Genomic DNA, 15,125 nt, shown 5'->3' on the forward strand with positions numbered 1-15,125 from the left:
GCCGGAAGCCACTCATGCAGAAAGCTCTTCGTGCCATTCGCGGCGACATCACCACTCTGCAGGTCGACGCGATCGTCAATGCGGCGAATTCATCGTTGCTGGGCGGCGGCGGTGTCGATGGCGCCATCCATCGCGCGGCCGGCCCCGAGCTCGTGCATGAGTGCCGCCTGCTGGCGGGCTGCAAGACCGGCGACGCCAAGCTGACCAAGGGCTATCGGTTGCCGGCCCGGTTCGTCATTCACACCGTCGGGCCGTTTTGGCGCGGCGGTTCGAATGGCGAGCCCGAACTGCTCGCATCGTGCTATCGAAAATCGATGGAAATCGCAGCGCAGTGCGGCGCACGGACGGTCGCGTTTCCATCGATCAGCACGGGCATCTACGGCTACCCGATCGAACTCGCGGCGCCCATCGCGGTGGCCACGGTTCAGTCGGCGCTGGCCTCAGGCACCAGCGTGCAAGAGGTCACGTTCTGCTGTTTCTCGGAAGCGAACCTTGCCGTGTACCAAGGGGCGCTTGCGGTAGCGGGGGCTGCGTAGAAAAGCACCCCCCGCCGAGCCTTACTTCGCCGCCTCCACCTTCACCCGCGCGTTCGGCGTCTCGCCGAACATCTCCGGCGCATACATCGCCTCGACGCGGCTCGGCGGCAGCGCGAAGTCGCCCACGTTGTTGAGGCGCACCGTGTATTCGACCTTCACCACGCCCTTGGGCAGGTACTCGTAGTAGCTGCGGAAGGCCTCGAAGCTGCGCTCTTCGAAGGCCAGCCAGCCGGCGCCCGACTTTCTCTCGCCCTGCGTGGCGATCTGAGAGTCGCGGCCCAGGCCACTGCCCAGGATGGTGGCGCCGCCCGGGATCGGGTCGCTCACCACGACCCAGGTCATGTCGGTGCTGGCGTTCACCTCCACGGTCACGCGCAGCACGTCGCCGCGGGTGTACTTGCCCGCCGTGGCCTGCTCGACCGGCGTGATGGTCTTCTTGATGGCATAGCCGGCGGCGAACGGCGCCTTCAGCTGCACCGCGGCAATCGACTGCATCGTGAGCCACGGCTTGCCGGTGCCCTGCTGCGTGACCAGCAGCGTGTCGCGCACCGGCGCGCCCGCCGGCGAAGCGGCCCAGGGCATGAACATGGTGTTGTTCTTCAGGTTGCCCGGCGATTCGGGCGCGCCGAAGAAAGTGCCCTGGTTGGGCGCTCCGGCCGCGTCGGTGGTCTTCACGCGTGTGACGTTGCGCCAGTCGACCTGGGCCTTCACGGCGCCGAGGGTGGCGGCCGTGACGCCGGCCACCGGCGTGCTTTCGAACACCTTGGAGAACTTCTCGAGTGCGAGTCCGCCCCACAGGTTGGCGGTGGTGGTGTGCCAGGCGCCGTTCTGCTGGCGGCCGATGAAGCCGTTGGCCAGCTTGCCGATGTCGTCCTTCCAGGCCGGATCCTCCATCACGCTGAGCAACAGGCGCGCGGTGTTGACGTCGCCGTTGGTCATGAGCCACCACCAGTAGTCGTCCTGCTCGGTGCTGAAGACGAGCTTGGTGCCCTGGTACGACAGCCGGGCCTTGAGCACGTTGTTGGCCTCGTCCAGGCGCTGCTGGCGCTGCGGCACGTCCTGCACGCGCTTCAGGATGTTGAGCCAGTCGATCACGGCGCCGGTGGGCCACTGGTTCGGCGCAATGGTGATGCTGCCGAGCATGCTGCCCTTGGCCGTGCCGTAGCGCGACAGGGCCTCGAGCGCGGCGAGCTTGCGCACGTCCAGGTCCTTGCGCGGGCTCCAGAACTCGCGCTGGATGCGGCCTTCGACGAAAGCGATGAGGCCCGATTCCATCGGCGCGCGCGCTTCGTCGGGCAGCGCAAAGGCGGGGTTCAGTGCCGCCGCCTCATGCGTTGCCGCCAGCAGGTACGAGGTGAGGATGTCGCTGCCGCGGTTGGACTCGCCATCGCGCGGCGGAAAGTAGCTGGCCAAGCCGTCGCTGTCGAGGTAGGTCGGCAGCTGGGCCAACACGCCCTGCCACATCTTCGGGTCGCGCAGGCCGACCGACTTGCTGGTCTTCTGTTCGAGGCAGCTGAAGGGGTAGTTCGCGAACCAGTCCCGCACGCCCGGCAGGCCTTCGGCGAGCTTGGGTTGCAGAGAAAGCTTCAGGCCGCCGCGGCCGGGCAGGGCGTCGGCGGGTGGTGCCACGTCAATGGTGAAAGGCCCATCGACCTGCACCAGCGTGGCTTGCTGCACCGTGAGAGGCACCGAAGGCACGATGCGCTGGCGCACCTTGAGCGCATCGCGCGCGCCGCCGAGCGTGTCTTTCGCCTCGATCTCCCACAGGATGGCTTCGGCGCGGGTCTGCGCGAGCTGCGCGGGCGCGGTCACGGTCCATGCCACTTCACGCGCCTCGCCGGCCGGAATGTCGACGGTTTGCGTCTCGAGCGTGAGCAGCGTGGCGCGCGGCGTAGCTTCCACCTTCATGGGTTTTTGCGTGGTGTTGCGCAGCGTGATCTGGGCGCGGAATTGGTCGTCCTCGCGCACCAACGGCGGCAGACCGCTGATGATCTGCAGGTCTTGCGTGGCCTGGATGCTGGCCTGGCCGGTGCCGAAGAGGCTTGTGCCCGAATCGGCCACCGCCACGATCTTGAAGGTGGTGAGCGCGTCGTTGAGCGGCACTGTCACCACGGCCTGGCCGTTGGCGTCGAGCACCACCTTCGGGTTCCACAGCAGCAGCGTGTCGAGCAGCTCGCGCGTCTGCCCCTTGCCGCCGCCGCCGCCCGCGGGCACGGCCTTGCGCCCGTAGTGGCGCCGGCCGACGATTTCCATCTGCGCGGTAGACGTGCTCACGCCCCAGCTGCGCCGTTGCAGCATGGCGTTGAGCAGGTTCCAGCTGTCGTTGGGCATCAGCTCCAGGAGGGCCTGGTCAACCGCGGCCAGGGCCACTTCGGCGCCGGCTGCGGGCTTGCCGTCGGGCAGCTTGGCGGAGATGGTGATCTGCGCCTTGCTGCGCACCGGGTAGCTGGGCTTGTCGCTCGTGACGGTCACGTCGATCTGGTGCGCGCGCGTGCCGACGCGAATCTCGGCCATGCCGAGCCGGTAGGCGGGCTTGCTCAGGTCGACCATCGCAGTGGGGGCGACGTATTCCTTGCCTTCGTACCAGAAGGCGGTCCACCACTCGCGCGGTGCCTTGAAGCCCCAGGTGAAGAAGCTGTACCACGGCACTTCGCGCAGGCGGCCGCGCAGCGCGAGCACGCTCACATAGGCGTTCGGCCCCCACTCGGGCTTGACCTGCAGGCTCACGGTCGGGTCCTTGCCGTCGAGCTGGACGACGCGGGTTTCAATGATGCCTTCGCGTTCCACCGACACCAGCGCGGTGGCAAAGCGGAACGGGCTGCGCACCTGAAACTTGGCGGTTTCTCCGGGTTGGTAGCTCTTCTTCTCGGGCAGCACGTCGATGCGGTCGTTGTCCTCGCCGCCGAACCAGAGTTCGCCCTGCTTGGTCACATACACCGAGCTGGCGGCGCGGCTGTCGCGGCCTTCGCTGTCGGTGGCGCTGGCCACCAGCTCGACCTCACCGGGTTCCTTCAGCTCGGACTCGCACAGCAGCAGGCCGCGCGCATCGCTCTTGCCGCTGCAGACGGTGCCGATGTCCTTGGTCTCGGTCTTGTTGTCGTAGGTGTAGAAGCCGCCCACCATGCGCTTGCGGCTGGTCGTGGTGATGCGCGCCACGGCGCGCACGTTGAGCGTGACGCCGGCCTGGGGCTTGCCAGAAAGGTCGAGCGCGAGTGCCTGGTACTTGAGCTTCTGGCTCGTCGAGACCCAGCCCTCGGTCTTGATGCCCGCGATGACCGACGCGGGCCACAGCGTCTGCGTGCTGCGGATGGTCTGCACCTCGCCATTCGGGTCGGCATAGGTGGCCTCGAGCAGCAGCTCGCGCGCCGCCTTGACCTTGGGCACCTTGTCGATCGTGACCTTGCCGGCGCCGTCCTTGTTCAGCGTGAGCGGCAGCTTGTCGGCAATCACGCGGGTGTCGCTGGCGCTGTTGATGTCTTCTTCGCCGCCTGCTGTCTCAGCCGCGGCCGCCTGCGCGCCCTCGGCCTGCACGCGCGGCGGGTTGAAGCTGAAGGCGTCATGGTCGGCAAAACTCAGGCTCTTGCCGCGCACCATCGCCGAGACGCGCACCGGCAGGTTGGCGGCGCCGCCTCCGGCCACGTAGTTGATCTGCACGTCGGCCGGCACGGAGAGCGCGTTCACCAGCGGCTTCTTGTCGGTCGGGGCGATGCGGCCTTCGAGCACGGGCAGGCGGAATTCCTCGACGCGGAACTGGCCGGTGGAGAAGCTGCGGTTGCGACCGCTCTCGTCGCCGTCGCCTTCGGAGTCGCCGCTGTCGGCGTCCTTGCCCTTGCCGGTGCGCAGCATCACGTCGTACACGCCCAGCTTGGCAGCCGGCGGTATCGCAAAGGTGTTCTCAGCGCTCAGGCCTCCGGTCGGCGTCTTGCGCCAGGCGAGGGGCTGCGTAAAGCGCTGGCCGCTGCCGGTGTGTGTCACCACCAGCGTGTCGGGCCGGTTCTCGGGAAGGCCGAAGCCTTTGCTGGTCTGGGTGCGGATCAGGTGCTTCATCGACACCGTTTCGCCGGCGCGCAGCAAGGTGCGGTCGAAGATGGCGTGGGCCACGCGGTCGGGCTCGGGCTGCAGGTTGGTGGGCACGTTGAAGCGCCAGGGCTCGATGCCACGCTGCCAGTCGCTCCAGGTGAAGGCCAGGTCCTCGACGCCCTTGCTGTCCTTGGCGCGGGCGCTGACGAACCATGCACCGGAGTCGTATTCGTTCGGCCCGTTGCAGCTGGGCGCCTCGGGCGAGATGCCTGTGAGGTTGACGATGCCGTTGGCGTCGGTGGTGCCGGTGGCCACGGCCTTGCCGTCGCAGCCGGACACGCGCACCTCGGCGTTCGGCACCACCTTGCCCTTGTCGAGCGTGGTGACCCAGGCCATCGAATTTTCGCGGCCGAGCTTGAAGTGCACGGCCAGGTTGGTGGCCAGCGCGGTGGTGCGCACGTACATCGTGCGGCTCGCGCCGTAGCGCTCGTCGAGCAGCGCGTCGCCCAGCTTCTGCGAAGCGATCTCGAGCACGTGGAAACCGGGCGTGAGCGGAATGCCGATGACTTCGAACGGGCGCGGATCGCCGCTCTCGGCCTTGGGCATGTCGAGCGCCTTCACGCCCGGCTGGCCCGCGAGAAGGGACAGCATGCGGGTCTGCAGGCTGGTGCGGTCGTCCTTGTCGATGACCGGCGGCAGCGTGCCCTTGATGTCCTTGCGCGCCTGTTCGCGCGAGATGGTGTAGTTGTCGTAGCGGCGCACCTTGCGGAACCACGCGATGATTTCGGCGTCGGTCTTCGGGCTCATGTCGCTGACCTTGCCAGGCGTGAGCGCCTGCACCATGAGCGCGGGCTCCACGCGGCGCACGGTCACGGGCATCATCGCCGGCGTGCCGGGTTCGGCGAGCCGTTCGACCACGCCGAAAGGCGAGGCCGCGAACTTGGCCAGCGGCGGCATGGCGCCTGTCGCCACCTTCAGCGGAAAAGTGCCCGGCGAGGCCAGCGGCCGGCCCGAGGCGTCCTCGAACTTGGCCGGCAGCTCGATGGTGAACTTGGTGTCTTCCGCCAGCGGCGGGCTGAAGCTCGCGGAGCTGACCACGTCGTCTTCGCTGGCCGCGCCGCCGTCGTTCTCGAGCGTGGCGGCAATCGTCTTGCCGCCGCCCTTGAGCTGGATCTGCGAGGCCAGCTTGCGCGTGACCGGCGCATTGAACTGCAACTGCATCGGCCGCAGCGGCAGGCAGGCGGCCTGCGCGTTCTCGCGCTCGCAGGTGAAAGACACCGCGAACGGCTCGCGCACCTGAAAGCTCAGGCGGCGCTCCACGTTGTTGGCCACACCCGATGGCGTGGCCACGCCCTTGCCGTAGACGATCTGCACCTTGCTGCCCGGCGTGAGCGTGCGGTTGCATTGCAGCGCAATGAAGCGCAGCGGGTCCTTGGCGGCTTCCTTTTCGCGGCTGAAGGCCTTGAGAAGACCGGTGCGCTGCTCGCCGTCGAGCAGCTTGACCGGAATGCGCTCACCGATACCGTCGGCCGCGCACCAGACGTTCTGGCGCACGCTCTCCGCCGTGGCCGCGCCGTTGAGTTCGAGCACGAACATCTGCTGCTCGTCGATCCGGCCATAGCTGCCGGGCATGAAGTTGCGCACGAACGGGCCGCCGCTATTGAACTGATAGCGATCCGGTCCGGTGAACTCGCCGCCCGAGCTGGGCTTGAAGGTGGGGATGCGCGTGACGGTGCAGCGCACGCCGGGCGGCAGGTCGTTCTCGAAGTCGTAGACCCACTGCTTGGCGTCGGTCCAGCGGCCCGTGCCTTTACCGGCTTGCGCGTCGGTGCAGCTCACGGTGAGCGGCGCGGGCGCCTTCGGGTCGCCGAAATTGACTGCGGGCTGGTCGAACTTGGCGACGATCTGGCGCACGCGTGCCACTTCGCCTTGCGGCGTCAGGCTAGTGATCTGGAGGGCATGGCCCGGCGCGGCAAAAAAGGCACTGCCGGCCAGAAGCAATGCTGGAATGGTTCTTTTCAATTTTTTTCTCCACCTTGAAGCACGCGCAGCGTAGCGTATTTGCAAGGCGGTTCGGCTGTGCCAGTCGCCATATGCCTCGCCGCGACTTCATACAATCGGCACTGTCGTGCGTGCGCCGCGCGGACCGCCACCAAGACCTCGCCGCCGACCGATGAAACGCTACTGGGAAATAGACGCATTGCGCGGGCTCATGCTCGTGCTGATGACCGTCACCCATTTGCCCACACGCCTCACCGACCCGCTGGGCCAGCCCTTCGGCTTTGTTTCGGCGGCCGAAGGCTTCGTGCTGCTGTCGGCCTTCGTGGCCGGGCTGGTGTACAGCCGCATCGGCCACGTGCGCGGCGTCGACTCGATGCGCCAGGCCTTCTGGCGGCGCGTGGTCAAGGTGTATCTCTGCCAGGCGGCGATCCTGCTGTTTCTTTTCACTGTGATCGCGGCGCTGGGGCTGCACATCGACCAGCCGGCGGTGAAGAACCTGGTCTCCTACTACCTCGCGGAGCCACGCGACGGCTTTTTGTTCGGCCTGCTGCTCATCTACGAGCCCCCGCTGCTCGACATCTTGCCGATGTATATCTTCTTCATGCTGATGAGCCCCTGGGTGCTGGCTTTTGCCATGCGCCATGGCTGGATGCTGGTGATGGGCGCCAGCGCGACGCTGTGGGCGCTGGCGCAATTCGGCCTGAGCGAATGGATCTACGAGCTGGCGCAGCGCCACCTGGGGCTGCCGGTTCCTTTCCATGAAATGGGCGCCTTCAACACCTATGCCTGGCAGTTCCTGTGGTTTTCGGGCTTGTGCCTGGGCGCCAGCCGCAACATGCCCGACGCGCGGCCGCTGCGCTTTCCGGCTTGGCTGTGGGTGCCGGCGCTGGCCATTGCGCTCTACGGGTTCTGGTGGCGCCACCACGGCATCAACGGCCAGGCGCCGTTCGGCGGCGACGTGGAGCTGAACCTGCTGTTCGACAAGTGGCAGCTGGGGCCGCTGCGCATCGTCAACCTGGTGGCGCTGGGCGTCCTGGCGGTCCGCTTCGGACCGTGGTTCATGCGCAAGATACCGCGCCTGCACTGGCTCGAGGCCATGGGCGCGGCCTCGCTGCCGGTGTTCTGCGCGCACCTGGTGGCTGTGCTGCTGGTGCTGGCCTTCTATGGCGACAACCAGATGGCGCGACCCTGGTGGGGAGACGGCCTGCTGCTGCTCACGGTCTTCGCGGGCATGTACGCGGTGGCGCGCTTCACACGTGGGGCCGACCTGCCGCCGCCGGCGGACGATATGTCCACGGAGCCGGCGCGCGCTTAGGGGCGCTTCGCCAACTGGTCCTTGATGTACTGAAGTTCGTTCACGGACATTCGGTTCGCCGGATCGATTTGCAGCACACGCTCGTGCAGCGCTTTGGCCGCATTCAGGTTCCCGAGTTCGACCTGTGCAAAGGCCATGCCTCGCAGGGCCCGGGTTTTCTCGCGTGTATTGAGCGCCGGCGGCGTGAGTTCCACCGCGCGCAGGGCTTCGTCGAAGGCCTGCAGTGATCCCAACCAGTCGCGCTCGAGCGCATGGATGTGCCCGCGTTCCGAAAGGTATTGCGAATTGCGCGGCGAGAGCTTGATGGCAGCCTCATATGCCGCTTTGGCCTCGGGAATGCGGCCGAGGTCGATCAGCGCAAACCCTTTCAGAAAATAAGCGAGTCCCCATTCAACGCCATAGACCTGCGCGCGGATGTTCTGTTTGTGGCCCTCGAGCGCATAGAGGAGGGTTTCGGGGGCGGAGCGTGCAGAGTAGGCGAGAACACCGCTCTCGCGGTATGCACGTTCGTATTGGGCAATGGCCTGATCGAGCAGAGGCAAAGCTTCCGTGGGCTTTTTCGAACTCACCAATTCCGCGGCACGGCGTACGAGCGCGTCGGCCGAATTGGCGTTTTTGGCCGCTTCCATAGACGGCCGGGCGGACTCTGCTTCGGGCTTTGTGGCGCACGCGCACAGGAGCAGCGATAGCAAGACCGCTGCGCAGGATTTCATTAACATTGAGACTCTCCCTTGCCGCTCGATGCGGTGTTTTTTCTTGAAGAAGAACGGTAGCGCGTTTGGCTGCGCGCGCAGAATGCGTCGCGAGTCTAGCCAGCGGGAGCGCGTCTCAGGTCGGGCATTCAGCGCTTCAGGCAGAACGGGCAGGTCTTCGTGAAATGAATCACACCTGGCCGTCAGGGCAGCGCGGCCGCCGGTGCCTGCGGCGGCGCGGGCGCCGGCACCGGGGCGGCCGCAACGGCCCCCGGCAGGCGTGCCGCGATGACCGACTGCCACAGCCGATATCCCTCGTCAGTCAGGTGCAGCCGGTCGCCGCGGAACAGTTCGGGCCGCGGCCGGCCGTCGGCGCCGAGCATGGGCGTGAAGACGTCGATGTATTCGCTGTCGGGCAGAAGATTGAGATAGGCCGAGATCACGTTGTTGGTCTCGCGGACCAGCGGCATCAGGTGCTCGCGCGAGGGGCTCGGCTTGACCGAGATGAAGCTGATGCGTGTGTTGGGCAGCTCGGCGCGCACGGCGTTGGCAAATCGCGCAAAGCTTTCGAGCACCTGCAACGGCGTGCGGCCTTCGGCCAGGTCGTTGTCGCCGGCGTACACCAGCACGTGCCGCGGCTTGTAGCGCACCACCAGGTCGCGCGCGAACAGGCTGCAGTCGGCCATGGTCGAACCGCCGAAACCGCGGTTGACGATGCCGGGCACCTGGCGGAAATCCTGCGAGAGGTTCTTCCACATGCGCACGGTGGAGCTACCCACGAACACCACGCCGCCGGGTGGTGGGAACTGCTGCTGGTCGGCCCGGGCGAAGGCGGCGAGCTCGTTGTGCCAGCGCGCCTTTGCGGCGAGGTATTCGGAGGAAGCGTCCGCGGCGGTGGCGCCGTCCGCCTCGTAGGGGAAGGCGGCCGACGCGGTCTGGGCATGCGAGGCAAGCGCTGCCGTCAATAGTGCGGCGGCGAGCAGCGCGGATTTCATCGAAGACATCGGGAAGACAGGAAGCAGATCAGATGGTTTTCTCAATCAGGGCGCCCTTGAACACAACGGGGCCCTTCGGGCCGCTGCCGGGTGGCACGCCGCCCTTGGCTTCCAAGGTAACGGCCAGGGTCGGCACGGCGTGGACATCGGATTCTGACGCAGGCAGCCGCAGCGCTGGCGCGTGGTCGAGCACGCCGAGCGAGCGCGGCGAGCCGCCCGGCGGCAGGGCCCAGAGCTGCAGCGATTTGTCGGCGCCTTCGTCGTAGCTGCCTACGCGCTGCAGCACCAGTTGCCGCTTCCTGGGATCGAAGGTCACGAGCATCGAGGCGGCGGCCTTGTCGTCGGACAGCACCGCCACGTACTGGATCGCCGGCGCGTTCTGCAACTGGTCGCGCAGGTTCAACCCGACCACAACCGCCATGACGGTGGCCAGCGCGCCGGCCGCCGCAGCGCCGCGCCAGAGTGCGAGGCTGCGCAGCCAGCCGCCCTCTGCAGGCGAAGGTGCCGGGGACACGTTGCGCTGCCGCTCGATGGCGTGCTGTCCCTTTTCGGCATCGATCATGTTGCGGATGCGGGTCCACACCGCGGCGTCGGGGACGACCGGGCTTTGCAGTTCGGTCATGCTCGCGAGCCGGCCCTGCCAGACCAGCGCCGCGGCGCGCACGGACGCCTGTTCGCGCGCCAGGGTTTCAAAGCGCCGGCGGGCGCCGCCGCGCAACGTGCCGAGCGCATGGCTCGCGGCCAGCAGCTCGAGCAGTTCGGGATGGGCGAGAAGGTTCATTGAAAGCGTGCCTTTGACGTCGCGGCTAGGCGAAGCGCCCCATGCACAGGCGCAGTTTTTCGAGGCCGCGCCGGATCCAGGTCTTGACCGTGCCCAGCGGCAGCTTGAGCTGCTCGGCCAGTTCGCCGTGGCTCAGCTCGCGCAGGTAGGCCAGGCTCACGACCTCGCGCTGGCGGGCCTCGAGCTGGCTCAGGCACTGGTGCAGCGCCCAGGCCTGCTCGCTGGCATCGGCTGTGTCGGCGGGATTGGGCGCGTCGGACTCGAGGGTCTCGGCCATCAGCTCGTCGAACTCCTGGGTGAGCTGGGCGCGATCAGCGGTGCGGCGGCGCAGCAGGTCGAGCGAACGGCTGCGCACGATCAGGCCCAGCCAGGCGAGCGGCGGGCTGAGCGTGCCGCGGTAGTCGCCGGCCACGCGCCAGACCGTCATGAACGATTCCTGCAGCACATCCTCGGCCCATTCGCGCTGCCGCACGACCCGCATCGCCAGGCCCATGAGCCTGGGCGCCGTGCGGTCATAGAGCAGGCGCAGGGCAGCCTCATCGCGACGGCCGATGCGATCGATCAGCAAGATCAGTTCGGCGTCGGGGCTGGGTGCTGTCATGGGCGGATTGTGGGGCATTGGCCTGCATGGAAAAGATACGGCGGCGCGGCCCCGACGGATTCACTTCGGCGGCCGTGAATCCATTCGGCCGCGACTTCCGTACAGGCCTGCGAGGCCGTCGAAAACGCACGACACCAGGCACGGACTCGCGCTCCATTCACCGTCATCGATCCGAAGAAATTCGGACAAAGGAACCGACCATGACCATCCGCATCCTGACTGCGCTCGCCACCGCCGCCGGCCTGGCCGCCTGTTCCGGCATGGGCGCCAAGCCCCCGATTTATTCGCAGGCCGCCCTGCCCGATGCCGTGAAAGTGCCGGCCGGACACGCGGTGGCCATGGAGACCGTGGGCGCCGGCGAGATCACCTACGAATGCCGGGCCAAGGCCAGCATGCCCGGCCAGCACGAATGGGTCTTCGTTGGCCCCGACGCCAGGCTGTTGGACCGCAGCGGCAAGCAGGTGGGCAGGTACTACGGCCCGCCCGCCACCTGGGAGAGCACGGACGGCTCCAAGGTCACGGCCACGCAGGTGGCGGTGGCGCCCAACGGCAGCGGCAACATTCCGCATCAGCTGGTGAAGGCGAATCCGGCGATGGGCACGGGCGCCATGCAGGGCGTGAGCTACATCCAGCGCGTGTCGACGCAAGGCGGCGTGGCCCCGACCGCAGCCTGCGACGCCTCGGCCATGGGCCGCAAGCAGGTCGTGAAGTACCAGGCCGACTACATCTTCTACCGCGCCATCTGAGCGTCCTCGGGCCCCGCTTTCCGCCGCCCGGAAAACATTTGGCAACGTATACTGCCTCGCAAAATCGGAGCGGGGCGCACCAAGGTGCGGGGCGGGAATGAAGCAAATAGCGATCGTTGTCGCGCTCTGCGTGGGCGCGTGGTACTTTTTCATCGGCGGGCGCAAGCTCGACGAAGTCATGGTGCGCCAGTACTACGAGAAAGAGGCGCACGCCATCTATTCGCGCGACGCCGAGAAGCTGTGCGAGCAGCTCAGCAAGAAAGCCGTCATCCAGAGCAAGACGGTGATGATGGGCCGCACGCAGGAGACCACCAGCGACCGCGAACAGGCCTGCGAGTCCGTGCGCAAGACCTTCAAGATGTTCGAGACGGTGGGCGAGGGCATGGGCGGCATTCTCACCATCGAGTACGAGTACCACATCGACAGCGTCCAGATTGCGAGCGACCGCAAGAGCGCCACCGTGGAAGGCACCAGCGTGCTGAAGATGGGCGAGGCCGCGATGCAGTTCAAGAGCAGCTTCACGCAGCGGCTGGAGCGCGAGCTGGGCAAGATGCGGCTCGTGCGCGGCGACGACGTCACGGTGGTGCGCCTGGGCGGGCGCGGCGCCATGAGCCAGAGCGACTTCTTCAAGTAAACGGGCTCGCACCATGCCCGCCAACGATTCGCTCCCGCCCCCGCCGCCTTTCTGGCACCGCCTCAACAGCTTCTTCGCGTTTCCGTTCCAGCTGCGGCCGTTGATGTATGGCCTTGGGCTCGCGTTCTGCAGCCTGCTGTTCGAGGTGCTTCCCTTTGTCCACCCGGGGCTGTCGCTGCTGCTGATCGAGCTGGGCATCGTGCTCGCGGCCAGCCGCTATGGCTTCAAGGTGACCGCGCTCGGTTCGCGCGGCATCTGGCGCTCGGCCGATTTTCCGCGCGAGCTGAACGAGGACTGGGTCAACCTGCCGTGGAAGCTGTTCGCCATTTCGGTGGTGCAGGGCGCGCTGATCGGCTGGCTGGCATGGTTCGAGCCGGTGCTCGGTACCGTGGCGCTGTTCGTGGTGTCGTTCACCTTTCCGGCCGCGGTGATCGTGCTGGTGCAGTCGGGCAGCTTCTTCCAGGCCATGAACCCCGGCCATGTGATGGATGCGATGCGCATCATCGGCTGGCCCTATGCGCTGCTGTGCTTCTTCCTGTTCCTGCTGAGCACGGGGGCGCAGATCGCCATCGGCGTGCTGCTGCCGATGATCAATGGGGTCATCGTGCTGCCGATCGCCAATTTCGCATTCATCTACTTCGGCTGGGTGATGGCGAGCCTGCTCGGCTACGTGATGTACCAGCACCACGACGCCTTCGGCATCGACCTCTTGCCCGGCGGCGGCGTGGACGACGGCGCGCCGGCGGACCGCCGTACGCCGGAGCAGATCGCCGCGCAGCGCACCGATGCCGAAGTGGCGCAGCTGGTCACCGAGGGCGACCTGGCCGGCGCGCTGGGCGTGGCCTACGAGGCGCAGCGCGTGGCACCGGCCGACGACCTGGCGGCGCAGCGCCGCTACCACCGCGTGCTGCTGGTCTCGCCCGACAAGGCGGCCACCTTGCTCGACCATGCGCGCCGCTACATTCCGCTGCTGCTGCGGCGCGACCTGGCGTCCGAGGCGCTGAAGGTCTTCAGGGCCTGCCGCGAGAAGGACAAGGCTTTTGCGATCGACGACGCACCCACGGTGATGTTGCTGGCCAAAGCCGAATGGCGCAACGGCGATGCCCATGCCGCGCTGGCGCTGTTGTCGGGTTTCGATCGGCGGTTTCGCGGGCATGCGGCCATTCCGCAAGCCTATGAGCTGGCAGCTCGGGTGCTGGTGCAGGGGCTGGGCCGCACCGACATGGCGCAGCCCATTCTGACGACGCTCGAATCGCGCTTTCCGGAGAGCGAGCAGACGCAGGAAGTGCGCTGGCTGCTGCGGCCGACCGCCTAGCTTGCCTGGCTGATCAAGCGCGCTCGAGGGCGCGTGTCACCATATCGTTGGGCGCGATCCGCAGCAGGTGCGGCAGCCATCCGACGGCCATGTCGCGCTCGCCGGCATGCAGCAGGCCATTGGCGCAGACCGACAGGGTGTCGGCCAGCTCGGGATGGTCGGGCGCGGTCTTCAGCAGCACGCGGCACAGCTTGTCGGCATCCTGGAACTGGCGCACGCGCGTGAAACGGCGCGCGAGCCGCGCCATGTCGTCGGGTTTGAGCCGGGCGCCCGGCTTGGCTTGGTCGAGGTAGGTGGTGTAGCTGGCGTGCTGCAAGGCCAGCGTGTCTTGGTCGGTGGCCGGCAGGCGGAAGATGCGGCGCGCGGCGTGATGAAAGTCTTCGCCCGCGGGCTGGAGCCGCGCGGTGTTGAACCAGGCGCGCAGTGTGTCGGTGTCGCCGGGCCGCAATGCGGCGGCAGCACGCCATTCGGCCGTGGCGGCCTCGAACTTCATGGCAGCGCCCAGCCGGCGTGCCGCGGCCACGTGGCCATTGAACTCCTCGTCGCCGTCTGATTGTTCCGAGGCCACGGTCTCGGGCGTCTTCACCCGTTTCAGCGCCATGGCGCAGGCCATGAGTGCCGCGCCCGTCAAAAGGCCGCCCAGGTGGGCCATGTATGCGATGCCCTGGCCGCCCACCAGATGCTGGAGCAACTCGTTGGCAATCCAGGCCGGCAGCAGCAACAGGGCCGGCGCGGTGACGTAGTTGAAATAGAAGAAGAGCTGGTAGAAGAACCGGATGCGCCGCAGCCGGTACATCACGGCGTACATGCCCATCAGCGCCGACACCGCGCCCGAGGCGCCGAGGCCGTAGCTGCCCTTGCCCGCATAGGCCCAGTCGGCCAGCACCGACGCGCCCACCGCGCCCAGGATGTAGAAACTCAGGTAGGTGCCGCGGCCCAGCGCCAGCTCGACCGAGAACCCGAACAAGAAGAGGAACAGCATGTTGCCCAGCAGGTGCCCGGTGCTGCCGTGCAGGAAGGCCGCGGTGACCCAGGTCCAGGGCTTGAATTCGGCGTCCTTGGTGTAGTCCTGCGCCCAGCGTTCGGTAAACGGCGCGGGCTGCATCGATTCGTACTGCTGGCGATCGCGCTTCCACTCGGCGTATCGTGGATTGGCGGGCGTGACCACGCCATCTGCTCGGAGCTTTTGCAGGAACGTTTTTTCCTGCTGCATGCCGTCGAGCAGCGGCCCTGTCTGCTTGCGGGCCAGCAGCCGCTGCGCGGCTTTGGCGCGCGGCGAACGCGTTTCCTCGAGCCAGGCCACGAAGGGCGGCAGCTCCAGTTCGGGCAGCACGCTCTGTGCGTAATAGTGGGCCGCGCGTTCGTCGGCCTTTTCTTCACTGCGCTGCGGCCCCCAGAACACGATCATGTTCACGAGGATCAGCAGCACCGTCATCCACGGCGGATTGCGCCAGCTCGGTTTGTTTTCGAGCGGGATGGCGTAGAACAA

At 67.2% G+C, this 15,125-nt stretch carries 11 protein-coding genes; 5 read left to right on the plus strand and 6 right to left on the minus strand.

Annotation, left to right across the window (positions count from 1 at the left end; genetic code table 11):
* The first annotated feature begins 14 nt into the window (after positions 1-14).
* Positions 15-536 carry an O-acetyl-ADP-ribose deacetylase gene (locus tag ASC78_RS18020; RefSeq protein ID WP_055804092.1) on the plus strand — a complete coding sequence of 174 codons (522 nt, stop codon included), beginning with the start codon at positions 15-17 and terminating at the stop codon, positions 534-536.
* Between the two features lie 21 nt (positions 537-557).
* Here the strand turns inward: ASC78_RS18020 and ASC78_RS18025 are convergent, their stop codons facing one another.
* Complete coding sequence (locus ASC78_RS18025; protein ID WP_055804095.1) at positions 558-6,578, minus strand: alpha-2-macroglobulin family protein; 6,021 nt, start codon at positions 6,576-6,578, stop codon at positions 558-560.
* Positions 6,579-6,729: 151 nt separating this feature from the next.
* Between ASC78_RS18025 and opgC the strand changes: the two genes are divergently transcribed.
* Positions 6,730-7,872, plus strand: a complete 1,143-nt coding sequence (opgC, locus tag ASC78_RS18030; protein WP_055804098.1) for an OpgC domain-containing protein — start codon at positions 6,730-6,732, stop codon at positions 7,870-7,872.
* Here opgC and ASC78_RS18035 read toward each other — a convergent pair.
* The 4 genes from ASC78_RS18035 to ASC78_RS18050 all read right to left on the minus strand — a co-directional run bounded on the left by ASC78_RS18035 (position 7,869) and on the right by ASC78_RS18050 (position 10,941).
* The gene (locus tag ASC78_RS18035; RefSeq protein WP_082517575.1) at positions 7,869-8,591 is read right to left on the minus strand and encodes a tetratricopeptide repeat protein; all 723 of its coding nucleotides are present in this window, start codon (positions 8,589-8,591) and stop codon (positions 7,869-7,871) included. The genes opgC and ASC78_RS18035 overlap by 4 nt on opposite strands.
* Before the next feature lie 176 nt (positions 8,592-8,767).
* Positions 8,768-9,559 (minus strand): SGNH/GDSL hydrolase family protein, encoded by a 792-nt coding sequence (locus ASC78_RS18040; RefSeq protein ID WP_055804389.1) that lies wholly within the window; start codon positions 9,557-9,559, stop codon positions 8,768-8,770.
* A gap of 28 nt (positions 9,560-9,587) precedes the next feature.
* Positions 9,588-10,340, minus strand: coding sequence for an anti-sigma factor (locus tag ASC78_RS18045; protein WP_055804105.1), 753 nt, complete (start codon positions 10,338-10,340; stop codon positions 9,588-9,590).
* Between the two features lie 25 nt (positions 10,341-10,365).
* A complete protein-coding gene (locus ASC78_RS18050; RefSeq protein WP_235505120.1) occupies positions 10,366-10,941 on the minus strand; it encodes an RNA polymerase sigma factor in 576 nt (191 codons plus the stop codon).
* Between the two features lie 200 nt (positions 10,942-11,141).
* Here ASC78_RS18050 and ASC78_RS18055 point away from each other — a divergent pair, with 200 nt between their 5' ends.
* The 3 genes from ASC78_RS18055 (at position 11,142) to ASC78_RS18065 (ending at position 13,636) form a co-directional block, all read left to right on the plus strand.
* On the plus strand, positions 11,142-11,687 hold the full coding sequence (locus tag ASC78_RS18055; RefSeq protein WP_055804110.1) for a DUF3455 domain-containing protein: 546 nt from the start codon (positions 11,142-11,144) through the stop codon (positions 11,685-11,687).
* A gap of 97 nt (positions 11,688-11,784) precedes the next feature.
* Positions 11,785-12,321 carry a hypothetical protein gene (locus ASC78_RS18060; RefSeq protein ID WP_055804111.1) on the plus strand — a complete coding sequence of 179 codons (537 nt, stop codon included), beginning with the start codon at positions 11,785-11,787 and terminating at the stop codon, positions 12,319-12,321.
* 13 nt (positions 12,322-12,334) lie between these two features.
* On the plus strand, positions 12,335-13,636 hold the full coding sequence (locus tag ASC78_RS18065) for a tetratricopeptide repeat protein (RefSeq protein WP_055804114.1): 1,302 nt from the start codon (positions 12,335-12,337) through the stop codon (positions 13,634-13,636).
* Between the two features lie 13 nt (positions 13,637-13,649).
* On the opposite strand, the gene ASC78_RS18070 is transcribed toward ASC78_RS18065, so the two are convergent.
* Positions 13,650-15,125, minus strand: coding sequence for a rhomboid family intramembrane serine protease (locus tag ASC78_RS18070; protein ID WP_055804119.1), 1,476 nt, complete (start codon positions 15,123-15,125; stop codon positions 13,650-13,652).

Origin of the sequence: Variovorax sp. Root318D1 (genome assembly GCF_001424835.1) — a bacterium.
Classification (GTDB): domain Bacteria; phylum Pseudomonadota; class Gammaproteobacteria; order Burkholderiales; family Burkholderiaceae_C; genus Variovorax.

Coding starts and splice junctions, on each gene's coding strand:
- ASC78_RS18060 (WP_055804111.1), top strand. CDS start 11,785: ATGAAGCAAATAGCGATCGTTGTCGCGCTCTGCGTGGGCGCGTGGTAC.
- opgC (WP_055804098.1), top strand. CDS start 6,730: ATGAAACGCTACTGGGAAATAGACGCATTGCGCGGGCTCATGCTCGTG.
- ASC78_RS18045 (WP_055804105.1), bottom strand. CDS start 10,340: ATGAACCTTCTCGCCCATCCCGAACTGCTCGAGCTGCTGGCCGCGAGC.
- ASC78_RS18040 (WP_055804389.1), bottom strand. CDS start 9,559: ATGAAATCCGCGCTGCTCGCCGCCGCACTATTGACGGCAGCGCTTGCC.
- ASC78_RS18020 (WP_055804092.1), top strand. CDS start 15: ATGCAGAAAGCTCTTCGTGCCATTCGCGGCGACATCACCACTCTGCAG.
- ASC78_RS18035 (WP_082517575.1), bottom strand. CDS start 8,591: ATGTTAATGAAATCCTGCGCAGCGGTCTTGCTATCGCTGCTCCTGTGC.
- ASC78_RS18065 (WP_055804114.1), top strand. CDS start 12,335: ATGCCCGCCAACGATTCGCTCCCGCCCCCGCCGCCTTTCTGGCACCGC.
- ASC78_RS18050 (WP_235505120.1), bottom strand. CDS start 10,941: ATGACAGCACCCAGCCCCGACGCCGAACTGATCTTGCTGATCGATCGC.
- ASC78_RS18055 (WP_055804110.1), top strand. CDS start 11,142: ATGACCATCCGCATCCTGACTGCGCTCGCCACCGCCGCCGGCCTGGCC.